This window comes from Scytonema sp. UIC 10036 (genome assembly GCF_009725235.1).
This window is the reverse complement of the sequence record NZ_WJFC01000191.1, coordinates 1-25,528: the sequence shown is the minus strand read 5'-3', so window position 1 is coordinate 25,528 and position 25,528 is coordinate 1. Positions and strand designations below refer to the sequence as shown.

Genomic DNA, 25,528 nt, shown 5'->3' with positions numbered 1-25,528 from the left:
TGGAGAAATAGCTCAAACCCTTATCGAGTAACAGTTTCAAAGCATTGACAATTTTTCGGCTTTCAAACTTATCTATATATATGTCTTGGTTCGGCGTGCTGAATCTGTTTTCTTAGCAATACTTTGTCAGTATAGCCACAATATTGAGATGAAGCCATCTCCTCAACAAATTGACTTGCTGACTTTACTTCCAGCTCTTTGGTAGGACAAGGGGGGAGGAAACTTTACCAGAAAAAATTTGATTTCACTGTAGAAGTCCCTTAAAACCATTTGTGGAAACGTAAAAATAGTACAGAATAAGCCAATAAAAACTTGTAATGAGGTGCATAAAGTGAAACTGAGAGAATTATTAGCGACTGTCGATAACGTTGTACTATCATCTCCGCATCCGGCGCTGGATGCGGAAATCAAGGGCTTGAAAACCAATTCCCACGCTTGCGGTACGGGAGATTTGTTTATTGGAATGCCAGGAACACGGGTTGATGGTGGAGATTTTTGGCAAAGCGCGATCGCCTCCGGTGCGGTAGCTGCGGTCATTTCACCCCAAGCCATACAAAAGCATCCTCCCACAGCAGAAGCTTGCATTATCGCAGCCGAAGACATGATTAAAGCTTGTGCTCAGCTAGCCAGTACTTTTTACGGTTATCCCGGACAAAAACTGAAACTTGTAGGCGTTACAGGTACAAATGGCAAAACCACAACGACTCACCTTGTAGAACATTTCCTAAATCAAGCCAATTTGCCTACAGCTTTAATGGGCACATTATATACTCGTTGGAAGGATTTTTTACAAACTGCCATTCACACAACCCCTTTTGCTGTAGAACTACAACAGCAGTTAGCCTCTGCCATAGATGCTGGAAACGATTATGGAGTGATGGAAGTCAGTTCCCATGCTCTAGCGCAGGGTCGAGTCATGGGTTGTCAATTTGAGGTAGGCGTTTTTACTAATCTGACCCAAGACCATTTAGACTTCCATCGTGACATGGAAGATTACTTTGCTGCTAAAGCGTTATTATTTAGCCCTAATTATCTTAAAGGTCAGGCAGTTATCAATGCTGACGATCCTTACGGTGAGAGATTAATTGCATCACTCAATCCAGAACAGGTTTGGAGTTACAGTGTGAGCGATCGCAATGCAAACTTGTGGATGAGTGACCTAAACTACGAACCCAATGGAGTGAGTGGTACGCTGCACACACCAAAAGGCGAAGTCCCTTTTCGTTCACCACTTGTCGGTCAATTTAATTTAGAAAATTTATTAGCAGCAGTTGGAGCAGGTTTACATTTGGGGTTAGATTTACAACTCATAGCATCAGCGATCGCTGAATTTCCTGGAGTCCCTGGCAGAATGGAAAGGGTGCAAATTAGTTCTAAGCAAGACATTAGTGTAATTGTGGATTATGCCCATACTCCAGATAGTTTGGAGAACTTGTTGAAAGCTTCACGTCCCTTCATACCTGGTAAGATGATTTGCGTTTTTGGATGTGGGGGAGATCGCGATCGCACCAAGCGACCGAAAATGGGTAAAATTGCAGCCGAGCTATCTGATGTACCAATAGTCACCTCAGATAATCCCCGAACTGAAGAGCCAGAAAAGATTTTACAAGATATTTTGGCAGGGATTCCAGAAACAGTAAACCCAACCGTCATAGTCGATCGTGCCACTGCCATTCAGACTGCTATTTTAGAAGCAGAATCAGGAGATGGAGTTTTGCTAGCTGGCAAAGGTCATGAAGATTACCAAATTTTGGGTACGGAAAAAATTCACTTTGATGACAGAGAACACGCTCGCAATGCTTTACAAGAAAGGATGATAAGGCATAAAGATAGAGAATGAGGGGTAGGAAATATTCTATACTTCATTCATACTTGACAAACGTGTCATGACTCTACCTTAAACTTTATTGCTTTTGCCTTCAGTTCATCCTTAAAAGGCTTTACTCATGAATGTTTCTCTACCTCAGGATCTGTCTGTATATCAGTTGGCTTTAAGTGTGGAAGCACCGCCCCAACAACTGTCTCTCGGACTTGGGACTTTACTATCAATGGTAAGGTCACACATTGATGTGCTAATTGAACAACAGATAGGAGCTACATTATGGGTAAAGCTACCACCTGGAAAAATTTGGCACTCAGAAATTCAACGTTATTATGAACAAAGAACACCCAACATCGTATATACTGACCAAATTGAACTGACGGATAATAAAGATGGTACGGAGACAAGCAATATTGAGGAGCAAGACTCCACATTTTCTGAATATGCATCTTCTTATATTCAAGTGGAAAGCTTACCAAATAGTAAGCTGCGGCGAGAATACTTTGTCATGGTGTTATCACCAAATTTCTGTAGCTTAATTATAGCTTATAGACCTTTAAAAAACCGTAAAAATCAGAACAAAAAAAAGGCAAACCATCGAAAAAATTTTCTCTTTCCTGCCATAATTTCTTTCGATGGAGAAGTCATTCAGCCAGTATTAGAAAGATTAAAATCATTAATAGTAACCCACTCACCCTCACTAGTTTCTATCGATCTGATTTGTCCTCCTATTTCCGAGCCAACTCTCATCAATCAACTTTTGATAAAACAGATTCAACATCAAGATAGAATTAACCGTCAAATAACAGCAAAACGTTTGATTAAAGTAAAAAAACACAATCGAAAACTCAATGAAACAGCTCAACTCAAAGATGAATACTTAAGCCATGTTTGTCAAGAGTTGCGTACACCAATAACACATATGAAAACGGCTCTCTCGCTTTTAAATTCCCCCAATTTAAAAGTCCCCCAACGACAGCGTTATTTACAAATGCTCACTACCCAATGCGATCGCCAAAATGCTTTGATATCTGGTGTATTAGACTTAGTACAGCTAGAACGCCAATTGGAGCGACTGCCACTAGAACCAGTACGCCTTGCAGAACTCATACCAGGAGTTGTGAGTACTTATCAACCTCTGGCTAAAGAAAAAGGGATTATGTTAGCCTACACCGTACCTTCAGACATTCCACCTGTTTGGTGCGTTAGTGGTGGGTTGAGACAAATCGCCATTAACTTACTTTCCAACAGTATTAAGTTTACTCCCAATGGAGGAGAAGTTTGGGTACGAGCACGAGTTTACAACGAGCACGTTCAATTAGAATTTCGCGATACTGGTATTGGAATTGCCGAAAGTGAAATCTCTAAAATTTTTGAACGCTTTTACCGAGTCCGCTCAACCGCCATAGACGATTCTAATGGAGTTGGTTTGGGTTTAACAATTGTACAACTGTTGCTATGGCGTAGTGGTGGTTCTATTTCTGTCAAAAGTAAGTTGTATGAAGGTTCTACTTTTACAGTGCAGTTTACGATTGCTTCTGAAAACAATCAGTTAATAACTCCCATTGCTTGACAGGGGGAATGAGGGGAATTGTGTTAACTGTTGACTTCCAATGGTAGAAAGATGGTCAAAACTTCACCATGACGGGGGCGTTCTCGGACAATCAATTTCCCACCAATAGCTTGAAATAAATGCTTGGTTGCATTGAGGTTCAGACTAATGGTACCTGTTTCTGGTTGGAACATCAGCAGTTGACCGAGAGCTTTTCGGATTGGTGGAGTACATGGGGAGGTGGAAGCTTTATCGTTATTTTCCGTCAGGGGTAGAGGCAATAATTGCAACTTCAATTGGTCACCAGCCGGAATCACCTGTACTTGAATATGGCTACCTGCAGGTAAGCTGCGGGTAAAGTTTTCCATTAACCCTGTCAGCACTCGATCCAACATATTAGGATTGCTAACCACCATTGGTAGTTCTTGAGGTAAAACAACATCCAAAGTCAAGTTTCTCCTGTCTGCAGCTTGTTGCCAACGGGGGATGCTTTGCTGCAAGACTCGATCCAATGACATTGCCGTCAGCTGGGCGTTAGTGGATTTTTCAGAAGCCGATGTTTCCAGTTCTGCTGCTCTAAACAATAATTCCATGCGATCGATTTGCTCGGTACATTCGCGATCGATCAGTTCCAAACGCTTAATAACATTAGGAGGTAAATCACGCTGTTTCAATAACAGACGAGTTGTGGTGCGAATAGTTGTCAGTGGTGTACGCACTTCATGAGCAAATGCTTGTAACAATTCTACATCGCTACGGTGAGAAGCAGAAGGAGCAGGCGAGGGTGAGATAGGGAGAGGCGGAGAAACACTTTCTATCTGCTCTTGTGGCTCTGGTAAATGTGTTAACAACAAGCGGCTAAACTCCATCACCGTGCGGTAGTCCGGTTGGCTTGGATAATATTTTTGTACTACTTCTTCTAAATCCGCAAACAAGTCAGGATTACTTAACATGACTCGCGCACCCAATGCTCGCCATGCTTGTTCGACAACTTCAGAATCAAATGAAAAACAAAACGTTTTATTACCATTTTTATATTCCGCTAAAACCAGCACAAGTCTAAAATTTTCTGTAAAAACTAAGCAAAACTGCTCACCAGTAAGCGGATCTGCTTCTAATAAAGGTAATATAGTTTCTTGATAAGCAATTTCATCTACTACAGCAACCGCAGCAGGCATTTCAAATGGCATAAGCGCCAAAGGATTAAACGGCTTTGCCGTAAAAGTGACTGTCTGCAAGCTTTGAGCCAGTCTGGGTTCGCTAAGTATGGGTGCTGGAGCTGATAACACTAATCCTTGGCTAGTTTCAGGTGAAATTGTAGCCAAACTCTTTGACAGCAGTTGTTCTGTAGCCGCTATGCTCACGCGCCATTGCTGTTCAGCTTTGGCAGAGGAGCTTTCGGTTGCACTGGGTTGACTGTTGACTAATATTTCGCTCAGACTTGGCAATATCCATTGGTACACAAGTTTTCACCCCTTTCAAGAGCCACTGACATATGTTAGGGCTGGCATTGACTACTACTTATGAGGTTATACTCATTTGTATCTTGATGAAAGTCGTATAACCGAACAATTCAGGGGCAATATCCAATCATTAGTCAATATTTCCTGAACTTTAACACTAAGCAGTGACCAGTACTTTTAATTACGAATTACGAATTACGAATTACGAATTACGAATTGGAGCGCAGCGACTTAACCCCTTCTATAGTCAGAGCTTAAGATTCCACTTAAGGACGAAGAAAAACAGGAGAATGTGAGGCAAAACAAGAATTGTGAGTCAAAAAATGTAGACTCGCGATATTTCTTGTGTTGTAAGTGTTTTTTGGAGGAGTATGATGGCTTTGGTTGAACACAAGCGAGCAGCTGGCGTTTTTTCTAACCGTAGCGAAGCCGAATCTGCTCTCACCACGCTTAGAGATGCTAATTTTCCCATGAATAAAATCTCTGTCATAGCTAGAGATTGCCAACGTGATATTGCTGGGATAGAAACACAGCCAAGTATTGGTCATCAAGTTGATGAAGAAGCTGCAGTCGGAGCAGTGACAGGTACTATTTTGGGAGGTATAACTGGCTTAATCGTAGGTTTGGGAACTCTTGCATTTCCGGGTGTAAGTCCAGTATTATTAGCAGGCGAAATTATCTCTACTGTCGGTGCAACTGCTGCTGGTGCGGGGATCGGTGCTGCTACAGGTGGACTTCTCGGAGTACTGCTTGGTTTGGGAATGCCTGAAGAACGAGCTAGAGTTTACAGCGATCGGGTATTGAAAGGGAATTATTTAATAATAGTGTATGGCACAGATGAAGAAATTCTTCATGCTGATTATATTTTAAATGACCGAGGCATAGAGGAATTTGGTATCTACAACTCACCAGGTGTTGCTGAAGCTCAGGTGGCTAAATCTGATAGCGTTGTTAAGCGAGATGTAGTAACTATTTTGGATCGTCGGAATACAAGTAATGTTCTCCCATAGCGATCCAGGGGTGATGGCAGCGCTTCGCTCTCCAACTTTGACACTGACAGTCCATGCTAGGGCGTGAGTGTCAAAACTATCTTCGCTTTACTGGATTCATCCATACTTCGAGGTGGTTAAATGCTTGTGAAAAAAGTATTGTTAAGCATAGGTAAACCAAGGCAACAGCTGCATAAATTTCAAAGGCACGATAGTTTTGGGCAACAATTAATTGTCCTTTACGAAATAATTCTTCAAAGCCGATAACTGCAACCAAACTTGTATCTTTGAGCATACTAATAAATTCGTTAGCCAAAGGTGGTAATATCCGCCGAAACGCTTGAGGAAAAATGACGTGACGCATCGTTTGTACTTTGCTTAAACCTAGTGATTTTGCGGCTTCGGTTTGTCCGACATCGATTGATTGGATACCAGCACGGACGATTTCGGCGATGTATGCGGCACTATTTAGGCTTAACGCGACAGTGGCGGCTGCGAAGCGATTAAAACTGAAGTTGAAACCCATATTTTGCACTAAGGAAGGGATGCCAAAGTAAATCATAAATATTTGCACGAGTAACGGTGTACCGCGAAAGAAATCAATATATGCCCTAGCTGTCCATTGCAACAGTGTTAGACGCGAGAGGCGAACAATTCCAATTAGAGAACCGCTGATTAAACCTAAAAATATTGAAAATATAGTTAGTTGCAGCGTTACCAACGCCCCTTGTACAAGTATGGGAAATGACTGGAAAAATACATTAATTGAAGTTGCACTACCACTCATCTGCGTTGTAAAAGTTAATTTTTCTGGTATTGTGGTGGTGTGGCTTTAAACCAATTTTGAGAAAACTGCCCCTAAGTACCATATCTATCCCAAGGCAGGAGGCTCTGTGTTAAACCACTTTTTATAAATCTGAGTATAAGTACCATCTTTAATTATTTTATCTAAACCTTTGTTAATGATACTTAGATAGGGTGAGTTTTTACGTACAGGGATGCCATAGTATTCTTCTGTAAGCAGTTCGCCAGAAATTTTGATTCCTTTGAGACTCCCTGTTTTAAGAGCATATAAAGTCACAGGTACATCGTTAATGAACGCATCCACATTACCATTGATTAAATCTTGGAAGGCTTGGTCTGCAGTATCTAAGGTAATTATTTGCGCTCCTGGAACTTTTTTTGCTTGATTTGCACCTGTTGTACCAAGTAATACAGCAATTCTTTTATTTCTAAGGCTGTCGAAAGTGGTAATGTTTTGATTGTTTTCTCTCACCGTAATTGCTAGTCCTGACCTAAAATAAGGCTTTGAGAAAGAAACAGTATTTAAGCGTTCTTCTGTAATTGACATAGCAGCGATCGCCGCATCTACAGTACCAGCCTGCAAAGCACCAAGCATTCCATCAAAGCGTAGATTTTCAAACTCTACCTGGAAACCAGCTGACTTGCCGATCCCTTTTATCACGTCTATATCAAATCCCTGAAGTTGCCCATCTTTCATAAATTGAAAAGGCGCAAAAGCTGCCTGAATTGCCACTTTCAGGCTTTTGCTTGCTGTGGTCGAAGATGTGCTTAATTTGTCGGAATCTGTGAAATTTGAACTATGATTGCTACAGGATATAACTAACAGAAAGCAGCTGAAAGCAAGAGCAAACCGATGCCACCACCGTACACCTATAAATCTAGCCATATCTTTTACTTGCTCTGGGCGCATTTAATGTTTGTGGAATGTATTGATCTACTCAGTAAAATGATAGACTCAACTCCAGTCACATTACCAGATTCTGGTGGCTATTTTTGGCGATCGCATTAAATGAGAAATGCGTTACACAACTTTACAAATTGGGGAACTGCACAACTCTTATGTGGTGTTAATGTGTTTTCAATACTACAAGGGATAAGAATTTTGGTAGTTGGGTTTCGTTCCTCAACCCAACCTACGTGTTTTGGAATTTATGTCTCAGCCTTGTACTGGAGTTTAAACTAAACACTTTATCCCAAGTGAAGAAACTTAACTTTTTGCTTGTTTGCGCCACTGTTTTCCAGTGAAAACAAACATGATTAAAGCTAGCAATACGTAAGGTGTTATTGTTGATGGTTCTGGTACCTGCTTCACATCAGGAGGCGGATTGCCCACAGGAGGAGTTCCCACAGGAGGATTTCCTACAGGAGGAGTTCCCCCAGGAGGAGTTCCCACAGGAGGATTGCCCACAGGAGGATTGCCCACAGGAGGATTTCCTACAGGAGGATTTCCTACAGGAGGGGTACCTACAGAAGGAGGTTGGCTAACGTCAGGTGTGGGAATAGGATTAGACGCTGTCGTAGAAGAATCATCTCCATCGCCGCCAAATAGAAAAAACAGAGGTAGCAACAAAGCAGCTAGAGGGATGGGATTAAAACTATTACCCTCTTCAAAAACTTCTCCGGCTGAGAGGTAAGAAACAACTTCTCCTCCTATATCTGGCTCTAATGTCAATACCGAAGACTCCAAGTCAACAACTTCCCCTAAAAGAGTTGTTCCACCAAGATCGTCGCCTGTTTCACCATAAGCAACTTGTAAATTTGGACGTCCCATATCTTCGCCACCACCTTGCCCTTGGTAAGGCATGGAGAGAACTTGAAGAAGGCTTTGTTGGAGCTGCGCTTCATTTCCACTGTTTAAAGCATCCATTGCATGAGAAATGTGCGCCCAGTAATAATTTTCCGCCTGTGGTTCTAACCCCAAAGCGTGCAATTGCTGCTTAAGATTGGGAATTTTAGCAACTTCCTCCATCAACACACGTCCATAGGCATATTTGAAATTCAACAAGGCATTGCGAGGACTTAAAGAATTCCCGTTTCCCCCCACAGGTGCCCAGTAAAATTTCTGGGTAACCGATCCCAAACCCTGTAATGGTTCTCTGCTAGCTGCATACCCCAAAAGGTATCGATGTCCATCCATGATGAAAGGGTCATCGTTTCGCCAAAATGAAGCAAACGGAATCTGTTTCAATTCGGGCTTATTGTTGAAATAACTTGAAAATAAACCAAAATTCTTTTCTCCACCAGCTGCACGCATCAGCAATTGGTCAGTAGTAGGTCCATTGTTAGCTTCAAGTAATTGCTGGAGTATTGCTCCCGTTTTGTTACAGGAAGGTCCAAACCCTGAAGTACAAGATGCAATGCCTTGCATTTTGCGTAAATCCTGTCCGGAAAGCTGGTAATGGAGATAATTTCCTTCTAAACCATTTTGAATTCCATAAGGTCCAACGTTCAGCTCGGCTGAGGCTTCTTGAGGTGCAGTCACAACTGCTGCTAACGATGAGACTGCAAAAGCGATTGATTTAACTGTTGATTTTTTCAAGGACATTCACCTCCATTAAGCAATTAAGATCCAGTTGAAGAGACTGTGGCAGAATTCAAATTTTGAGGGGAATTGATATTTATTGTTATTCCCGTTCCCTTAAGTTTTTCCCCTTTCACAGGATGGTATAGAACAAATGCACGATTGGGTTGATCGAAGAGATAGCCACGGGGAGAAGCTTGTACCTTGCCTTCTTCAATCAAAGAAATAAAGGTTCCTAAATACCTCTGTATACTCTGAAGATTGTCCTGTTTTGCTTTCATATGATTCTGAATGAGGAGCATAAACAGTTCCAAGCTGCGATTTCGTTGTCCCTCCATCAGACTGCCTTCTTCTAAAAAGGAAGTAGCCACTAGCTTCCCGTCTACTTGCTGAACTTTTAAGAGAGTGTAGTAACGTCCCTGTTTTCTGGGATCGCTCGCATAACAAGACCAAGAACCATCTGCGTTTTCTGTAAAGCCTTGTTGTGCAAGGTAACCAAGTGTGGATGGGTTTTGCTGGCTTTGTATGGGAGGCAACAAATTTTCTACTGTATCAAAGGCACAAATCTTTTGTGCTGTTTTTTCTTGAGGGGCTACTCTAGCTTCTTGTGCTATTGAAACATTAGACATAACAGCTAATGTAGATACTGAAAAAACAAATGTACTAAACAGATGAACAAGCATATTATTCATGTGTTTTTTTCCTTATAAATAAATAAATTGCAGGTTATCTGCTTTTTTTGTGAGTAAGCGTTCATATTTGGTTTCACATTTCTTGATCCAATTATGCAGATAGTCTTTCCGGATTTACATGAATTTCCATATAAATCTTTAAAAGAATGTATAAAATAAAGCTAGCTTCTATAAAACTAATGTAGCATTTTAATATTATTTCTCCGTATAAAAACAAATGAGTTTTTAGAAATATAAAGACAAATTTATAGAGATCGCCCTGATGCAAACTAAAAATAAAGCTTTTCCAATTTTTATTTTTGAAGAAATTAATTATGCTTAATAATTACAAGTATAATCACTGCTGAGCTTTTTGTCAAAATTACTGTTGCGTAAGGATTTGCGTGTCAAGTGCCAAATTGTAAAGTCAATTTTGGACTACTGACATCAAGTTTAAAAGTTAACTTTATAATAATTTCTCCAAAAGCTTTTTTCAAAAGCTAATAACTTTGTTGTTATTTCTTGGAACACATAAAATTCTATTAAGATGTGATTGGCGATGCCGTGATGAAGTGAATTTCTGGCTTCAACAAACACCGTCTTATATCTTCTTGAATATTTTTTTTTAATAGAAAAATTATGACTTGAAAATAGAGGAGTTGGGGGTTAAATGAAGACAGCTATGCTACCCCAACTTACCAGTTATTGGTCATTGGTCATTAGTCAAGTGTCAAGTGTCACTGTTAGGTGATTTCCGTCACGCTTCTACTAACTTCTGAATATGTTCGAGTTGTGAGTTGCCATCACAGAAATCCGTATCCGACTGGTGGGACGGTAGGGGGACGAATAGCAGGGGCAAAATGCATATGATTTAAGATGCTCCCCATTTTCAAAGCATCGCCTGGATTTGACAATTGAAAGCACAAGATGGGCGACTCAGAAGGTAGCAATTTCAAGTTGAGTAGCTGTTGTTGCACTTGTTGTTTGAGGTAAGCAACGTTTTGCCATAACCGGATACGGCGTGGCGGTTCCTCCAAAACTATTTTTATTGCTGCTAGGGCTGCTGCAGTATCAGCAGGTGACAGCGCTGTAGTATAAATCCAACTGGAGCGCGGTTTCTCAAGTAATCGATTAAAGTTGCACTTCCTGCTACATAGCCACCCAAACTACCCAAGGCTTTACTTAAAGTGCCAATTTGAATTAACTGTTTTCCCCTACACCCAAAATGTTCAACACAACCCGCACCAGTTTCTCCAAGTACTCCAGTGGCATGGGCTTCATCTAAAAGTAACATACAACCAAATTGCTCAGCTAGCTCTAGAGCGCAGGTAAAGGACATAAATCGCCATCCATGCTAAAGACACTATCGCTAAGAATTAGGCAACGTCGATAGTTTTGCCGATATTGACTCAATTGAGTTTTTAAATCTTCAACATGACAGTGACGTATTCTATGATGCAGCACCAGTGAGAGTTGCCCATTTTTTAAACTGGAATGGTTATATCGATCGGATAAAATTAAATCTCGCTTGCCTACTAGTGCATTGATAACGCCCAAATTTGTCAAATAAACCCGAACTGAAAACGACTGCATCCTCTGTTTGTTTAAGGAATGCGATCGCTTCTTCCAAATCTCTATGCAGTTGGCGATGTCCGCTAAGTAACCTCGAACCCGTACTACCAGTACCAAATTCTTTCACTGCTGCTGCTGCTGCCATCACGAGGCGTTCATCACCTGCGAGTCCCAAATAATCGTTACTAGCAAAATTTATGACCTCTCGTCCTTCCAAAACAACTGTGGCACCAGGGCGACTTTGGATAGTTTGTACAGTACGATACCAGTTAGCACGGTGAATAGTTTCTAGGATTGTTCCAACCACGTATAAGGGTTACCAGACATAGTGAACAGAGGGGTGTTTGTTTTCCCTCCAAGATAAGATAATATTCATGAAAACTACTATAAAAAACGTTGTTATAGTTTTGCCGATATGCTCAAGCTAAGTTGTGGTATTACACGTATCAAGCCAGAGTTTGAGGACAGTAGCCCAACCCATTGATAAACTGTTCCCGGAATGCTTCGATGTCCTCACGTTGCGGACTGCCGTGAGAAAAACAGCAACTTGATATCGATGCATAACATTAACTGGAGAGTTTCCAACTTCAAACTTTCTAAAGCCATGCTGACGTGCTTTGACGCGGGAGTGAGGAATTCCTATTTCGCCTATAAGGGCTAAGACTCCATATGCTCAGCACTATAGCGTCTTTGCACTTGATGTAGCGAAGCCCAGCATGTTGACACGCACCACGTAACAGCAATTAACTTCTATTTCAGATTTCTGAGAATTTTGAAGAGCGGAGAATTCTTAGGGAGATGGAATAAGGATATTCTTCAAGTGACGAATCTAAGTGGGGTTGGGGAGGCTGTTCTAAAGTCGCTTCACCAATAGCATGACTAAAGTAGGATTCAAAAAGTTTGTCGTAGTTGGACGCAACGCTAAAATGCCCCTCCCAAAATATATATCGGTAGAGGCAACTGAAATTTCTTTAATCCAGTCAAAAAACTCTGCTAAAGCAAACAGTACCAGAAAGCAAGCCAGCCAAACTCTCATGCCTCTATCCCAAAATCACAACACTTCACTCATTGTAATTGAGAGCTTAATCAACACATCCGAGAAGCCGAGTCAAAAAGAGGAACTTTTTTAAATGTTAATTTTTTTACTGTTTATACAAAACTTACCATAACATAGTATAAACACAAAACAGATTGCGTTCAATAGAATCTATACACCTGTAAAACTTAGCTATGTAGAATGCAAGACTAAACGCAGAAACCATAACAAGAAATGGGAATAACCGTACTAAACTCTACTTTCCTTGTCTTCACCATCTTTAGGCAAGACAGAGGAATCACAAAAAGGCCATAAAGCAGTTGTGATAATAAACATAATGAATGATAAGAATTTATCTCTGGGAAGAATGGGAATGGCTGAGACTAAATCTTAAACCAGTTGATAAAAAAATAGCCAGTCATAAAAAGGTAAGTAATAACCAATGCAATTTGCATCTTATTCACTGTAGACACTCCTTTTGTTATCTAGGATTCAGAAATAAGACATTCAGTCTGCTATCAGAGAGATCGCTCGGCGCTGGAAGTTAGAAATAAGGACTATACGTCTAAATTTAAGGGCTCAGTATTTACTTATTATTTATACAATTACTAATATATCGATTGCAACATCTAAACCGTAGTTCTACTTGTTTTTCAGGCTTTTCCTGCTTTTCCGGAATTTCACTGATTCATCATCACAACCTTATTTGTATATTTTTTCTATTCAACTGATATTATGGTTAATCGTAACAATCTTATTGACGCGATCGTCCAAATTTTAAACTTTTCTAAAAAATTTATATACCGTAAGTTAAGTAGATATGAAGGACTCTCGCTTGAGATGCAATACTACGTAGTGTTTGGGAAATAATAGGTTGGGTTGAGCACGAGCGTTACCAACAAATGCTGATAAATGTTGGGTTTCGTTCCTCAAACGCCAGTAAAGGTGCGGAGGAAACCCTCCTATGGCGCATTCGCGCCACGCTTCGCTATCAGATCTGGCTCCCAACCTACGTAATTTCGTATTTTTATGCAAAACCTACGCAGTATTGGCTTGAGATGTATGCTTCAACAGTCTTGTTTGCTAACTATAAAGCTTTCAGTATAATTAATAACTCACTGACCATGACATATTAAAACCCGGTTTCTTTGGAAAACCGGGTTTTGCTAAGCAGCATATTTTCCGTTTAACGATCTCTTTCTACTTAAAGGGAGTATATATGTTAGCTGTTGCTTCCTGAATAGCAGAGAAAAGCAAGGAGTTGTAGGAGCTGCTGCTAGCGAGAAATCAGAAATTAGAATTCGACAATGGGCGGTAACTATAGCAAAAATTTGAATCTTTTTGTATGTATTGTTTGAGATGCTCTATGTCAACAAAGTAGTCAGCAACATCAATTAAACTATCGCTTGTCATTGCCGTATGCTAACAACTTCAACTCGAATTCCCTGGTAAGTGAGAGCATTAAAGCGTATGCTAAATCTCCATCACCACTCACCAATACAGCGGTGTCATAATAAGGAGCTAAATTTAGCATATCCACAGCAATTTCTACGTCCAAATTGGCTTTTTTAGAACCATCGGAAGTAGAACAAGATCTTTACTGACTACACGATAGCCATTTCGCCGCATCCAGAGTAAAAAACCTGTTGTTTCTCATTATTGCGATCGACACCCGTGTAGAAAAAAGCACGCAAAAGCCTGCATTCTCCGTTAAACAACAAAGCAATTTTGCATAATCAATTTCAATGTTCAGTTGTAAACCTGCATGAAATAAGTTGGCTCCATCTATAAAAATAGCGACTCGGCTCTATCGGAATTCCAAAAATATACTTATCAAATGTCATGTCTGAAAAGTTTGTACTATTCTCTCTATTATCACTCTGCAATTTGATTTGTCTTTTTCTTTAATTAATCTGTATTGATTTTTTTCTTTGTTAAAAGCCGATATATTCATTTATACCTCTTAATTACAAATTTTGATAAATTTATCAGAAATGTTCGTTTTGAGTCAAAGGTAAAAGTAATAAGTAGAAATGAAACTTAAAGTATTTATCCTTCTTCTATATTTTACTCTTTTTTCTTATTTGCCCCTGTTTCCTTTAGGCTTTATACAGATAGCGGCTTTGGTAGAAAGCTGTTTCCCCAGTAACCCAACCTTGTTGCCTCTTGCTCTTGCTCTAATTTTATTTTAAGAAATCAGCTATTCTGGGCAACAGAAGTAATTGTGCTGTTCCAGATGAGAGTCGCACAAGAGCTAATAGAGTTGCTACGCGTTTATTTTATTTTTCGACCTAAATACACTTTAGGTCTTACCTTATCGTATCGCAGAGCACACCTATACTTCTTTTTGTCTTAAAATCTGACAATACTGACTGCTGGCAGCAGTCTTTCTTTAACAAGTGACAGACTACTTCAGCAGTTTTTTGTAGAAAAATTTCAAAATAAAAAGCTTCAAAATGTAGCTTTTGCTAACTGAAAATCATTCTCTACTCCTCATATCTGCCTGTATTTAAAGCAAGCGGTTGAGTGATTATGGCAAATAACTCAGTTGTCTTTTATTTTTTACTATGTCATAATCATTCTTTCATTATTTTTTAATCTAATTATTTTAAAGAACTTATTTCAAAATTTTTGAAAAATTGACATTTAATTGGAAAAATTTTGGTATTGTGGCCATCTCCTTTTATTGCTATTAATTTCCAGTGACTCCCTTCCCCTAGAAGATGACCTATGGGTGTAGGCCGGGCAGTGCCAACCTACTACAAATAGTGGCATTTTAGAGCGGGAAGGGAGTAATGCAGTATAACTCTCAAATTCTGTATCTTAAGGAAACATTTAAATTCTGTTGGTAGAATAAAGCTTAAGACCACAGAACCTAGCACAGCATTGACTCTAACAAATAACGTGAGTCAAACGAGTGTTGGAAATACTCATATGTTGCAAGGTTGCCTAAATTTTATCAAACCTTTCTTCAATGTCAACTTAATTATAAAATAACTATTAGCAAATCTTATATTTTTGGCAAACGCAAAGTAAAAGCAGTCTGACCAACTGGTGTTGGATCGAGTTTTAAGTAGCCACCATGGTATCTGCAATTTCCCTTGCTAAACTCAACCCCAATCCTACACCATCAACTTTGCGCGTTCTGCGGGATCGCCGCGATAGAAACGGTCAAAAATCCGTTCGCGATCGCTCGGTGGAATGTCTTGAGAAGAATTACTAATAGTGACTAACACAATTCCTGCTTGCTGGTAACCGTGAATTTTGATCCAGCCATCTGGGAGATTATACTTGATGGCGTTACTCAGCAGGTTTTGTAAAATTTGAGTGAGTAATCGCGATCGCCCCAAGTACGCAATTCAGAAGTGATTTCCGTTTGAACATTTAAGTGAGGTGCCAGCAATTCTATATCTTCCGTCATCTCCAGCAGAAGTTGAGAGATATTGACTTCTACTCGATGCAAACTCATTTGTCCGGTATCGGCTAGAGATAACAGTAGCAGTTTCCGCACAATTCCACTACAACGCCGTACCTCATCTAGCAAATTACTCAAACTTTGCTGTATCTGAGAACCTGGTTCTGCTTGTTGCAAAGTCTGTTCTAATTCTCCTTGTAAAATGGCAAGTGGGGTTTTCAATTCGTGGGCAGCATCAGCACTAAAACGAGACGCTTGTAGGAAACTGCGTTCGAGACGTTCCAACATTTGGTTAAAAACTTGAATTAACTTGACAAATTCAACATCTGTTGTACGATAGGAACTCTTCGATCCAACCCGTTGACAGTCACCTGCTCAATTGCTTTGTTTAATCTCTCAATGGGACGTAACGCACTGCCAGAAATTAACCACGCACCTCCAGCAACTAAAAGAAGCGCACCTGGTATGGATACTAGGAAAATATTTCTGATGGCAATCATTTCTCGATCGACAGCGTTTAAGCTGACTGCGATCGCAACTAAGGCGTGAGAAAGTGACTGCACCAACACGCCAAGTTCCTTCTTTCGTTTGTTGGGTAGCAAATCGCGGCGGGGGAGGCGGTTCACCTAAAGGACGACGATAACGCGGTGACGAGAAAGCAGCCGCTTTGGCGATCGCAATTTTTCTGGTGGAGGTTGTTTTCTCTTCTGAAGGACTTCGCCTATCCGGAGGTGGAGGGACACGAAAAAAATGGGGACGAGGAGACCACAAGTTATTAGTTTTCAATTCAACCCACCACGAATGTGATTGGTATAAAATAGTACCATCTTTCTCCATCACCAAAAGAGCAACAGGTGTTTCCGCATCAGTTTTTAATTCGCGTTGTATAAAAGTTTCATAGACTGCCAGCGATTGAAAAATCGCGGGCTAGCTACTAGAAATAGGCGATTTTCCAACTGTGCATCAAGACGACTGCGTTTGCATCAGAGATTTGCAACCAAGCAGTTACCCCAAATCCAATGAGGGTACTGCCAGCAAGCGCAGCAGATAATAAAGCAATTCGGAGACGAAATGAACGAAACTGCACGATCGCTACTCTGGCTTACAAAACGATACCCAACTCCCCGGACACTTTCAATTCCATCCGCTCCCCCAAGCGGGTCTATTTTTTTGCGGATTCTTTGAATACACACATCAACTACATTAGTATTGGGGTTAAAATCATATCCCCAAACGTGTTCTAAAATTTGCGTGCGAGTAAGAACTCTTCCGGGAGAACGCATCAAGTATTCCAAGAGGTTGAACTCGCGAGTCGTCAGTTCCACACCTGCTGATTGCAAGTGACTTCTCGCGTAATGCGATCCAATTTGATAGAACCAACGCAAAGTAAGTTTTGGCGATCGCCAGTACTTCGACGGATAACAGCGTGAATGCGAGCAACCAACTTTCCCACGTAAAACGGTTTGGCAATATAGTCATCTGCACCGAGATAGAGACCTTCAAGCCTGTCATCCAGTTCATTACGAGCTGTCAGTAGAATCACTGGTACATTCCGTCCTGCCCGACGCAAATGTTTAGGATAGAAAGCCCATCTTACCCGGTACCATAATATCAAGTACGAGGGCATCGTATTGATTCTCCATGGCTCGAATGTATCCCTCATCACCATTATCACAATAATCAACGACAAATCCCTGTTCTTTTAACCCAGCTGAACAAAGTTGGCAATCTTTGACTCATCTTCAACAAACAGAACGTTCATATAATTTTAGATTTTAGATTTTAGATTTTGGATTAAGAAATTTTTATACTGCCGTATTCTTACCTAAATAGCTGTCAAATTTTTTTCTAATTGATATAACTTCTAGCACACTTTTACTACTGCCTTAAATGACAGTTTTGCCGCGCATCAAATTCATGTTTAAGTCAGTAGTAAAAGTGTGCTAGAAGTTATATCAATTAGAAAAAAATTTGACAGCTATTTAGGTAAGAATACGGCAGTATAAAAATTTCTTAATCCAAAATCTAAAATCTAAAATCTAAAATTATATGAACGTTCTGTTTGTTGAAGATGAGTCAAAGATTGCCAACTTTGTTCAAGCTGGTTAAAAGAACAGGGATTTGTCGTTGATTATTGTGATAATGGTGATGAGGGATACATTCGAGCCATGGAGAATCAATACGATGCCCTCGTACTTGATATTATGGTACCGGGTAAGATGGGCTTTCTATCCTTAAACATTTGCGTCGGGCAGGACGGAATGTACCAGTGATTCTACTGACAGCTCGTAATGAACTGGATGACAGGCTTGAAGGTCTCTATCTCGGTGCAGATGACTATATTGCCAAACCGTTTTACGTGGAAGAGTTGGTTGCTCGCATTCACGCTGTTATCCGTCGAAGTACTGGCGATCGCCAAAACTTACTTTGCGTTGGTTCTATCAAATTGGATCGCATTACGCGAGAAGTCACTTGCAATCAGCAGGTGTGGAACTGACGACTCGCGAGTTCAACCTCTTGGAATACTTGATGCGTTCTCCCGGAAGAGTTCTTACTCGCACGCAAATTTTAGAACACGTTTGGGGATATGATTTTAACCCCAATACTAATGTAGTTGATGTGTGTATTCAAAGAATCCGCAAAAAAATAGACCCGCTTGGGGGAGCGGATGGAATTGAAAGTGTCCGGGGAGTTGGGTATCGTTTTGTAAGCCAGAGTAGCGATCGTGCAGTTTCGTTCATTTCGTCTCCGAATTGCTTTATTATCTGCTGCGCTTGCTGGCAGTACCCTCATTGGATTTGGGGTAACTGCTTGGTTGCAAATCTCTGATGCCAAACGCAGTCGTCTTGATGCACAGTTGGAAAATCGCCTATTTCTAGTAGCTAGCCCGCGTTTTTCAATCGCTGGCAGTCTATGAAACTTTTATACAACGCGAATTAAAAACTGATGCGAAACACCTGTTGCTCTTTTGGTGATGGAGAAAGATGGTACTATTTTATACCAATCACATTCGTGGTGGGTTGAATTGAAAACTAATAACTTGTGGTCTCCTCGTCCCCATTTTTTTCGTGTCCCTCCACCTCCGGATAGGCGAAGTCCTTCAGAAAGAGAAAACAACCTCCACCAGAAAAATTGCGATCGCCAAAGCGGCTGCTTTCTCGTCACCGCGTTATCGTCGTCCTTTAGGTGAACCGCCTCCCCCGCCGCGATTTGCTACCCAACAAACGAAAGAAGGAACTTGGCGTGTTGGTGCAGTCACTTTCTCACGCCTTAGTTGCGATCGCAGTCAGCTTAAACGCTGTCGATCGAGAAATGATTGCCATCAGAAATATTTTCCTAGTATCCATACCAGGTGCGCTTCTTTTAGTTGCTGGAGGTGCGTGGTTAATTTCTGGCAGTGCGTTACGTCCCATTGAGAGATTAAACAAAGCAATTGAGCAGGTGACTGTCAACGGGTTGGATCGAAGAGTTCCTATCGTACAACAGATGTTGAATTTGTCAAGTTATTCAAGTTTTTAACCAAATGTTGGAACGTCTCGAACGCAGTTTCCTACAAGCGTCTCGTTTTAGTGCTGATGCTGCCCACGAATTGAAAACCCCACTTGCCATTTTACAAGGAGAATTAGAACAGACTTTGCAACAAGCAGAACCAGGTTCTCAGATACAGCAAAGTTTGATAATTTGCTAGATGAGGTACGGCGTTGTAGTGGAATTGTGCGGAAACTGCTACTGTTATCTCTAGCCGATACCGGACAAATGAGTTTGCATCGAGTAGAAGTCAATATCTCTCAACTTCTGCTGGAGATGACGGAAGATATAGAATTGCTGGCACCTCACTTAAATGTTCAAACGGAAATCACTTCTGATTGCGTACTTGGGGCGATCGCGATTACTCACTCAAATTTTACAAAACCTGCTGAGTAACGCCATCAAGTATAATCTCCCAGATGGCTGGATCAAAATTCACGGTTACCAGCAAGCAGGAATTGTGTTAGTCACTATTAGTAATTCTTCTCAAGACATTCCACCGAGCGATCGCGAACGGATTTTTGACCGTTTCTATCCGCGGCGATCCCGCCAGAACGCGCAAAGTTGATGGTGTAGGATTGGGGTTGAGTTTAGCAAGGGAAATTGCGAGATACCATGGTGGCTACTTAAAACTCGATCCAACACCAGTTGGTCAGACTGCTTTTACTTTGCGTTTGCCAAAAATATAAGATTTGCTAATAGTTATTTTATAATTAAGTTGACATTGAAGAAAGGTTTGATAAAATTTAGGCAACCTTGCAACATATGAGTATTTCCAACACTCGTTTGACTCACGTTATTTGTTAGAGTCAATGCTGTTGCTAGGTTCTGTGGTCTTAAGCTTATTCTACCAACAGAATTTAAATGTTTCCTTAAGATACAGAATTTGAGAGTTATACTGCATTACTCCCTTCCCGCTCTAAAATGCCACTATTTGTAGTAGGTTGGCACTGCCCCGGCCTACACCATAGGTCATCTTCTAGGGGAAGGGAGTCACTGGAAATTAATAGCAATAAAAGGAGATGTGCCACAATACAAAATTTTTCCAATTAAATGTCAATTTTTCAAAATTTTGAAATAAGTTCTTTAAAATATTAGATAAAAATAATGAAAGAATGATTATGACATAGTAAAAAATAAAAGACAACTGAGTTATTTGCCAATAATCACTCAACCGCTTGCTTTAAATACAGGCAGATATGAGGAGTAGAGAATGATTTTCAGTTAGCAAAAGCTACATTTTGAAGCTTTTTATTTTTGAAATTTTCCTACAAAAAACTGCTGAAGTAGTCTGTTCACTTGTTAAAGAAAGACTGCTGCCAGCAGTCAGTATTGTCAGATTTTAAGACAAAAAGAAGTATAGGTGTGCTCTGCGATACGATAAGGTAAGACCTAAAGTGTATTTAGGTCGAAAAATAAAATAAACGCGTAGCAACTCTATTAGCTCTTGTGCGACTCTCATCTGGAACAGCACAATTACTTCTGTTGCCCAGAATAGCTGATTTCTTAAAATAAAATTAGAGCAAGAGCAAGAGGCAACAAGGTTGGGTTACTGGGGAAACAGCTTTCTACCAAAGCCGCTATCTGTATAAAGCCTAAAGGAAACAGGGGCAAATAAGAAAAAAGGTAAAATATAGAAGAAGGATAAATACTTTAAGTTTCATTTCTACTTATTACTTTTACCTTTGACTCAAAACGAACATTTCTGATAAATTTATCAAATTTGTAATTAAGAGGTATATAAATGAATATATCGGCTTTTAACAAAGAAAAAAATCAATACAGATTAATTAAAGAAAAAGACAAATCAAATTGGCAGAGTGATAATAGAGAGAATAGTACAAACTTTTCAGACATGACATTTGATAAGTATATTTTTGGAATTCCGATAGAGCCGAGTCGCTATTTTTATAGATGGAGCCAACTTATTTCATGCAGGTTTACAACTGAACATTGAAATTGATTATGCAAAATTGCTTTGTTTGTTTAACGGAGAATGCAGGGCTTTTGCGTGCTTTTTTCTACACGGGTGTCGATCGCAATATGAGAAACAACAGGGTTTTTTACTCTGGATGCGGCGAAATGGCTATCGTGTAGTCAGTAAAGATCTTGTTCTACTTCCGATGGTTCTAAAAAAGCCAATTTGGACGTAGAAATTGCTGTGGATATGCTAAATTTAGCTCCTTATTATGACACCGCTGTATTGGTGAGTGGTGATGGAGATTTAGCATACGCTGTTAATGCTCTCACTTACCAGGGAATTCGAGTTGAAGTTGTTAGCATACGGCAATGACAAGCGATAGTTTAATTGATGTTGCTGACTACTTTGTTGACATAGAGCATCTCAAACAATACATACAAAAAGATTCAAATTCTTGCTATAGTTACCGCCCATTGTCGAATTCTAATTTCTGATTTCTCGCTAGCAGCAGCTCCTACAACTCCTTGCTTTTCTCTGCTATTCAGGAAGCAACAGCTAACATATATACTCCCTTTAAGTAGAAAGAGATCGTTAAACGGAAAATATGCTGCTTAGCAAAACCCGGTTTTCCAAAGAAACCGGGTTTTAATATGTCATGGTCAGTGAGTTATTAATTATACTGAAAGCTTTATAGTTAGCAAACAAGACTGTTGAAGCATACATCTCAAGCCAATACTGCGTAGGTTTTGCATAAAAATACGAAATTACGTAGGTTGGGAGCCAGATCTGATAGCGAAGCGTGGCGCGAATGCGCCATAGGAGGGTTTCCTCCGCACTTTACTGGCGTTTGAGGAACGAAACCCAACATTTATCAGCATTTGTTGGGTAACGCTCGTGCTCAACCCAACCTATTATTTCCCAAAACCTACGTATATTGCATCTCAAGCGAGAGTCCTTCATATCTACTTAACTTACGGTATATAAATTTTTTTGAAAAGTTTAAAAATTTGGACGATCGCGTCAATAAGATTGTTACGATTAACCATAATATCAGTTGAATAGAGAAAAATATACAAATAAGGTTGTGATGATGAATCAGTGAAATTCCGGAAAGCAAGGAAAGAGCCTGAAAAACAAGTAGAACTACGGTTTAGATGTTGCAATCGATATATTAGTATTGTATAAATAATAAGTAAATACTGAGCCTTAAATTTAGACGTATAGTCCTTATTTCTAACTTCCAGCGCCGAGCGATCTCTCTGATAGCAGACTGAATGTCTTATTTCTGAATCCTAGATAACAAAAGGAGTGTCTACAGTGAATAAGATGCAAATTGCATTGGTTATTACTTACCTTTTTATGACTGGCTATTTTTTTATCAACTGGTTAAGATTTAGTCTCAGCCATCCCCATTCTTCCCAGAGATAAATTCTTATCATTCATTATGTTTATTATCACAACTGCTTTATGGCCTTTTTGTGATTCCTCTGTCTTGCCTAAAGATGGTGAAGACAAGGAAAGTAGAGTTTAGTACGGTTATTCCCATTTCTTGTTATGGTTTCTGCGTTTAGTCTTGCATTCTACATAGCTAAGTTTACAGGTGTATAGATTCTATTGAACGCAATCTGTTTTGTGTTTATACTATGTTATGGTAAGTTTTGTATAAACAGTAAAAAAAATTAACATTTAAAAAAGTTCCCTTTTTTTGACTCGGCTTCTCGGATGTGTTGATTAAGCTCTCAATTACAATGAGTGAAGTTGTTGTGATTTTGGGATAGAGGCATGAGAGTTTGGCTGGCTTGCTTTCTGGTACTGTTTGCTTTAGCAGAGTTTTTTGACTGGATTAAAGAATTTCAGTTGCCTCTACGATATATATTTTGGGAGGGGCATTTTAGCGTTGCGTCCAACTACGACAAACTTTTTGAATCCTACTTTAGTCATGCTATTGGTGAAGCGACTTTAGAACAGCCTCCCAACCCCACTTAGATTCGTCACTTGAAGAATATCCTTATTCCATCTCCCTAAGAATTCTCCGCTCTTCAAAATTCTCAGAAATCTGAAATAGAAGTTAATTGCTGTTACGTGGTGCGTGTCAACATGCTGGGCTTCGCTACATCAAGTGCAAAGACGCTATATGCTGAGCATATGGAGTCTTAGCCCTTATAGGCGAAATAGGAATTCCTCACTCCCGTCAAAGCACGTCAGCATGGCTTTAGAAAGTTTGGAAGTTGGAAACTCTCCAGTTAATGTTATGCATCGATATCAAGTTGCTGTTGTTTCTCACGGCAGTCCGCAACGTGAGGACATCGAAGCATTCCGGGAACAGTTATCAATGGGTTGGGCTACTGTCCTCAAACTCTGGCTTGATACGTGTAATACCACAACTTAGCTTGAGCATATCGGCAAAACTATAACAACGTTTTTTATAGTAGTTTTCATGAATATTATCTTATCTTGGAGGGAAAACAAACACCCCTCTGTTCACTATGTCTGGTAACCCTTATACGTGGTTGGAACAATCCTAGAAACTATTCACCGTGCTAACTGGTATCGTACTGTACAAACTATCCAAAGTCGCCCTGGTGCCACAGTTGTTTTGGAAGGACGAGAGGTCATAAAATTTGCTAGTAACGATTATTTGGGACTCGCAGGTGATGAACGCCTCGTGATGGCAGCAGCAGCAGCAGTGAAAGAATTTGGTACTGGTAGTACGGGTTCGAGGTTACTTAGCGGACATCGCCAACTGCATAGAGATTTGGAAGAAGCGATCGCATTCCTTAAACAAACAGAGGATGCAGTCGTTTTCAGTTCGGGTTTATTTGACAAATTTGGGCGTTATCAATGCACTAGTAGGCAAGCGAGATTTAATTTTATCCGATCGATATAACCATTCCAGTTTAAAAATGGGCAACTCTCACTGTGCTGCCATCATAGATACGTCACTGTCATGTTGAAGATTTAAAAACTCAATTGAGTCAATATCGGCAAAACTATCGACGTTGCCTAATTCTTAGCGATAGTGTCTTTAGCATGGATGGCGATTTATGTCCTTTACCTGCGCTCTAGAGCTAGCTGAGCAATTTGGTTGTATGTTACTTTTAGATGAAGCCCATCCACTGGAGTACTTGGAGAAACTGGTGCGGGTTGTGTTGAACATTTTGGGTGTAGGGGAAAACAGTTAATTCAAATTGGCACTTTAAGTAAAGCCTTGGGTAGTTTGGGTGGCTATGTAGCAGGAAGTGCAACTTTAATCGATTACTTGAGAAACCGCGCTCCAGTTGGATTTATACTACAGCGCTGTCACCTGCTGATACTGCAGCAGCCCTAGCAGCAATAAAATAGTTTTGGAGGAACCGCCACGCCGTATCCGGTTATGGCAAAACGTTGCTTACCTCAAACAACAAGTGCAACAACAGCTACTCAACTTGAAATTGCTACCTTCTGAGTCGCCCATCTTGTGCTTTCAATTGTCAAATCCAGGCGATGCTTTGAAAATGGGGGAGCATCTTAAATCATATGCATTTTGCCCCTGCTATTCGTCCCCCTACCGTCCCACCAGTCGGATACGGATTTCTGTGATGGCAACTCACAACTCGAACATATTCAGAAGTTAGTAGAAGCGTGACGGAAATCACCTAACCAGTGACACTTGACACTTGACTAATGACCAATGACCAATAACTGGTAAGTTGGGGTAGCATAGCTGTCTTCATTTAACCCCCAACTCCTCTATTTTCAAGTCATAATTTTTCTATTAAAAAAAAATATTCAAGAAGATATAAGACGGTGTTTGTTGAAGCCAGAAATTCACTTCATCACGGCATCGCAATCACATCTTAATAGAATTTTATGTGTTCCAAGAAATAACAACAAAGTTATTAGCTTTTGAAAAAAGCTTTTGGAGAAATTATTATAAAGTTAACTTTAAAACTTGATGTCAGTAGTCCAAAATTGACTTTACAATTGGCACTTGACACGCAAATCCTTACGCAACAGTAATTTGACAAAAAGCTCAGCAGTGATTATACTTGTAATTATTAAGGCATAATTAATTTCTTCAAAAATAAAAATTGGAAAAGCTTTATTTTTAGTTGCATCAGGGCGATCTCTATAAATTTGTCTTTATATTTCTAAAAAACTCATTTGTTTTTATACGGAGAAATAATATTAAAAATGCTACATTAGTTTTATGAAGCTAGCTTTATTTTATACATTCTTTTTAAAGATTTATATG

Annotated in this window: 19 protein-coding genes and 8 pseudogenes; 14 read left to right on the top strand and 13 right to left on the bottom strand. The window is 40.0% G+C overall.

The window, feature by feature from the left end:
* Nucleotides 1-331: 331 nt before the first annotated feature.
* Together F7734_RS48850 and F7734_RS48845 are read left to right on the top strand one after the other, a co-directional pair.
* The gene (locus tag F7734_RS48850; RefSeq protein WP_166482626.1) at nucleotides 332-1,840 is read left to right on the top strand and encodes a UDP-N-acetylmuramoyl-L-alanyl-D-glutamate--2,6-diaminopimelate ligase; all 1,509 of its coding nucleotides are present in this window, start codon (nucleotides 332-334) and stop codon (nucleotides 1,838-1,840) included.
* 106 nt (nucleotides 1,841-1,946) lie between these two features.
* Entirely contained in the window at nucleotides 1,947-3,395 is a 1,449-nt protein-coding gene (locus tag F7734_RS48845; protein WP_155751540.1) for a DICT sensory domain-containing protein, read from the top strand.
* A gap of 23 nt (nucleotides 3,396-3,418) precedes the next feature.
* On the opposite strand, the gene F7734_RS48840 is transcribed toward F7734_RS48845, so the two are convergent.
* Complete coding sequence (locus F7734_RS48840; RefSeq protein WP_166482625.1) at nucleotides 3,419-4,837, bottom strand: HAMP domain-containing histidine kinase; 1,419 nt, start codon at nucleotides 4,835-4,837, stop codon at nucleotides 3,419-3,421.
* 371 nt (nucleotides 4,838-5,208) lie between these two features.
* On the opposite strand from F7734_RS48840, the gene F7734_RS48835 reads away from it, so the two are divergent.
* A complete protein-coding gene (locus F7734_RS48835; protein WP_243147493.1) occupies nucleotides 5,209-5,847 on the top strand; it encodes a DUF1269 domain-containing protein in 639 nt (212 codons plus the stop codon).
* A 76-nt stretch (nucleotides 5,848-5,923) separates the two neighbouring features.
* Here F7734_RS48835 and F7734_RS48830 read toward each other — a convergent pair.
* From F7734_RS48830 to F7734_RS48795, 11 genes and pseudogenes are all read right to left on the bottom strand, one after another.
* Nucleotides 5,924-7,516, bottom strand: a pseudogene (locus tag F7734_RS48830) (ABC transporter permease subunit).
* Nucleotides 7,517-7,837: 321 nt separating this feature from the next.
* The gene (locus F7734_RS48825) at nucleotides 7,838-9,169 is read right to left on the bottom strand and encodes a hypothetical protein (protein WP_243147492.1); all 1,332 of its coding nucleotides are present in this window, start codon (nucleotides 9,167-9,169) and stop codon (nucleotides 7,838-7,840) included.
* A gap of 23 nt (nucleotides 9,170-9,192) precedes the next feature.
* Nucleotides 9,193-9,843, bottom strand: a complete 651-nt coding sequence (locus F7734_RS48820; RefSeq protein ID WP_155751538.1) for a hypothetical protein — start codon at nucleotides 9,841-9,843, stop codon at nucleotides 9,193-9,195.
* A gap of 736 nt (nucleotides 9,844-10,579) precedes the next feature.
* Nucleotides 10,580-11,721, bottom strand: a pseudogene (locus F7734_RS48815) (8-amino-7-oxononanoate synthase).
* 428 nt (nucleotides 11,722-12,149) lie between these two features.
* Nucleotides 12,150-12,430: pseudogene (locus F7734_RS48810) on the bottom strand (hypothetical protein).
* Between the two features lie 1,287 nt (nucleotides 12,431-13,717).
* A pseudogene (locus F7734_RS48805) lies at nucleotides 13,718-14,267 on the bottom strand (NYN domain-containing protein).
* Nucleotides 14,268-15,552: 1,285 nt separating this feature from the next.
* A complete protein-coding gene (locus tag F7734_RS64575) occupies nucleotides 15,553-15,780 on the bottom strand; it encodes an ATP-binding protein (RefSeq protein ID WP_243147491.1) in 228 nt (75 codons plus the stop codon).
* Complete coding sequence (locus F7734_RS64570) at nucleotides 15,735-16,133, bottom strand: histidine kinase dimerization/phospho-acceptor domain-containing protein (RefSeq protein ID WP_243147490.1); 399 nt, start codon at nucleotides 16,131-16,133, stop codon at nucleotides 15,735-15,737. Before F7734_RS64570 ends, F7734_RS64575 begins: the two co-directional genes overlap by 46 nt.
* A 17-nt stretch (nucleotides 16,134-16,150) precedes the next feature.
* Nucleotides 16,151-16,471 (bottom strand): HAMP domain-containing protein, encoded by a 321-nt coding sequence (locus F7734_RS64565; RefSeq protein ID WP_243147489.1) that lies wholly within the window; start codon nucleotides 16,469-16,471, stop codon nucleotides 16,151-16,153.
* Between the two features lie 308 nt (nucleotides 16,472-16,779).
* Entirely contained in the window at nucleotides 16,780-16,932 is a 153-nt protein-coding gene (locus F7734_RS64560; RefSeq protein WP_243147494.1) for a hypothetical protein, read from the bottom strand.
* A gap of 19 nt (nucleotides 16,933-16,951) precedes the next feature.
* Nucleotides 16,952-17,607, bottom strand: a pseudogene (locus F7734_RS48795) (response regulator transcription factor); the annotation flags it as partial.
* Nucleotides 17,608-17,894: 287 nt separating this feature from the next.
* On the opposite strand from F7734_RS48795, the pseudogene F7734_RS48790 reads away from it, so the two are divergent.
* Together F7734_RS48790 and F7734_RS61315 are read left to right on the top strand one after the other, a co-directional pair.
* Nucleotides 17,895-18,551: pseudogene (locus F7734_RS48790) on the top strand (response regulator transcription factor); the annotation flags it as partial.
* Between the two features lie 19 nt (nucleotides 18,552-18,570).
* Complete coding sequence (locus tag F7734_RS61315; protein ID WP_166482623.1) at nucleotides 18,571-18,762, top strand: hypothetical protein; 192 nt, start codon at nucleotides 18,571-18,573, stop codon at nucleotides 18,760-18,762.
* A 5-nt stretch (nucleotides 18,763-18,767) separates the two neighbouring features.
* Here the strand turns inward: F7734_RS61315 and F7734_RS48785 are convergent, their stop codons facing one another.
* Entirely contained in the window at nucleotides 18,768-19,010 is a 243-nt protein-coding gene (locus F7734_RS48785) for a hypothetical protein (protein WP_155751537.1), read from the bottom strand.
* A 21-nt stretch (nucleotides 19,011-19,031) separates the two neighbouring features.
* On the opposite strand from F7734_RS48785, the gene F7734_RS48780 reads away from it, so the two are divergent.
* The 9 genes and pseudogenes from F7734_RS48780 to F7734_RS48755 all read left to right on the top strand — a co-directional run bounded on the left by F7734_RS48780 (nucleotide 19,032) and on the right by F7734_RS48755 (nucleotide 24,919).
* A complete protein-coding gene (locus F7734_RS48780; protein WP_155751536.1) occupies nucleotides 19,032-19,364 on the top strand; it encodes a HAMP domain-containing protein in 333 nt (110 codons plus the stop codon).
* A gap of 4 nt (nucleotides 19,365-19,368) precedes the next feature.
* Nucleotides 19,369-19,533 (top strand): histidine kinase dimerization/phospho-acceptor domain-containing protein, encoded by a 165-nt coding sequence (locus F7734_RS48775; protein ID WP_155751535.1) that lies wholly within the window; start codon nucleotides 19,369-19,371, stop codon nucleotides 19,531-19,533.
* Nucleotides 19,527-19,769, top strand: coding sequence for a hypothetical protein (locus tag F7734_RS61310; RefSeq protein ID WP_166482624.1), 243 nt, complete (start codon nucleotides 19,527-19,529; stop codon nucleotides 19,767-19,769). The genes F7734_RS48775 and F7734_RS61310 overlap by 7 nt, the downstream gene beginning before the upstream one ends.
* Nucleotides 19,687-19,941 carry an ATP-binding protein gene (locus F7734_RS48770; RefSeq protein ID WP_279239843.1) on the top strand — a complete coding sequence of 85 codons (255 nt, stop codon included), beginning with the start codon at nucleotides 19,687-19,689 and terminating at the stop codon, nucleotides 19,939-19,941. Before F7734_RS61310 ends, F7734_RS48770 begins: the two co-directional genes overlap by 83 nt.
* Nucleotides 19,895-20,062: an ATP-binding protein gene (locus tag F7734_RS65775; RefSeq protein ID WP_279239842.1), complete on the top strand. Its 168-nt coding sequence runs from the start codon at nucleotides 19,895-19,897 to the stop codon at nucleotides 20,060-20,062. The genes F7734_RS48770 and F7734_RS65775 overlap by 47 nt, the downstream gene beginning before the upstream one ends.
* Before the next feature lie 1,173 nt (nucleotides 20,063-21,235).
* Nucleotides 21,236-21,788: pseudogene (locus tag F7734_RS48765) on the top strand (NYN domain-containing protein).
* Between the two features lie 1,288 nt (nucleotides 21,789-23,076).
* Nucleotides 23,077-23,280 (top strand): hypothetical protein, encoded by a 204-nt coding sequence (locus F7734_RS48760; RefSeq protein ID WP_155751534.1) that lies wholly within the window; start codon nucleotides 23,077-23,079, stop codon nucleotides 23,278-23,280.
* Between the two features lie 220 nt (nucleotides 23,281-23,500).
* Nucleotides 23,501-23,683, top strand: coding sequence for a hypothetical protein (locus F7734_RS61300; protein ID WP_166482622.1), 183 nt, complete (start codon nucleotides 23,501-23,503; stop codon nucleotides 23,681-23,683).
* A gap of 97 nt (nucleotides 23,684-23,780) precedes the next feature.
* Nucleotides 23,781-24,919, top strand: a pseudogene (locus F7734_RS48755) (8-amino-7-oxononanoate synthase).
* Nucleotides 24,920-25,528 lie beyond the last annotated feature (609 nt).

Excerpts from the sequence above, each read along its gene's own strand:
- F7734_RS48845 (WP_155751540.1), top strand. The coding sequence starts at position 1,947 with ATGAATGTTTCTCTACCTCAGGATCTGTCTGTATATCAGTTGGCTTTA.
- F7734_RS48835 (WP_243147493.1), top strand. The coding sequence starts at position 5,209 with ATGATGGCTTTGGTTGAACACAAGCGAGCAGCTGGCGTTTTTTCTAAC.
- F7734_RS48820 (WP_155751538.1), bottom strand. The coding sequence starts at position 9,843 with ATGAATAATATGCTTGTTCATCTGTTTAGTACATTTGTTTTTTCAGTA.
- F7734_RS64570 (WP_243147490.1), bottom strand. The coding sequence starts at position 16,133 with ATGTTGGAACGTCTCGAACGCAGTTTCCTACAAGCGTCTCGTTTTAGT.
- F7734_RS48775 (WP_155751535.1), top strand. The coding sequence starts at position 19,369 with ATGTTGGAACGTCTCGAACGCAGTTTCCTACAAGCGTCTCGTTTTAGT.
- F7734_RS48770 (WP_279239843.1), top strand. The coding sequence starts at position 19,687 with ATGTTCAAACGGAAATCACTTCTGATTGCGTACTTGGGGCGATCGCGA.
- F7734_RS48760 (WP_155751534.1), top strand. The coding sequence starts at position 23,077 with ATGAGAGTTTGGCTGGCTTGCTTTCTGGTACTGTTTGCTTTAGCAGAG.
- F7734_RS61300 (WP_166482622.1), top strand. The coding sequence starts at position 23,501 with ATGGCTTTAGAAAGTTTGGAAGTTGGAAACTCTCCAGTTAATGTTATG.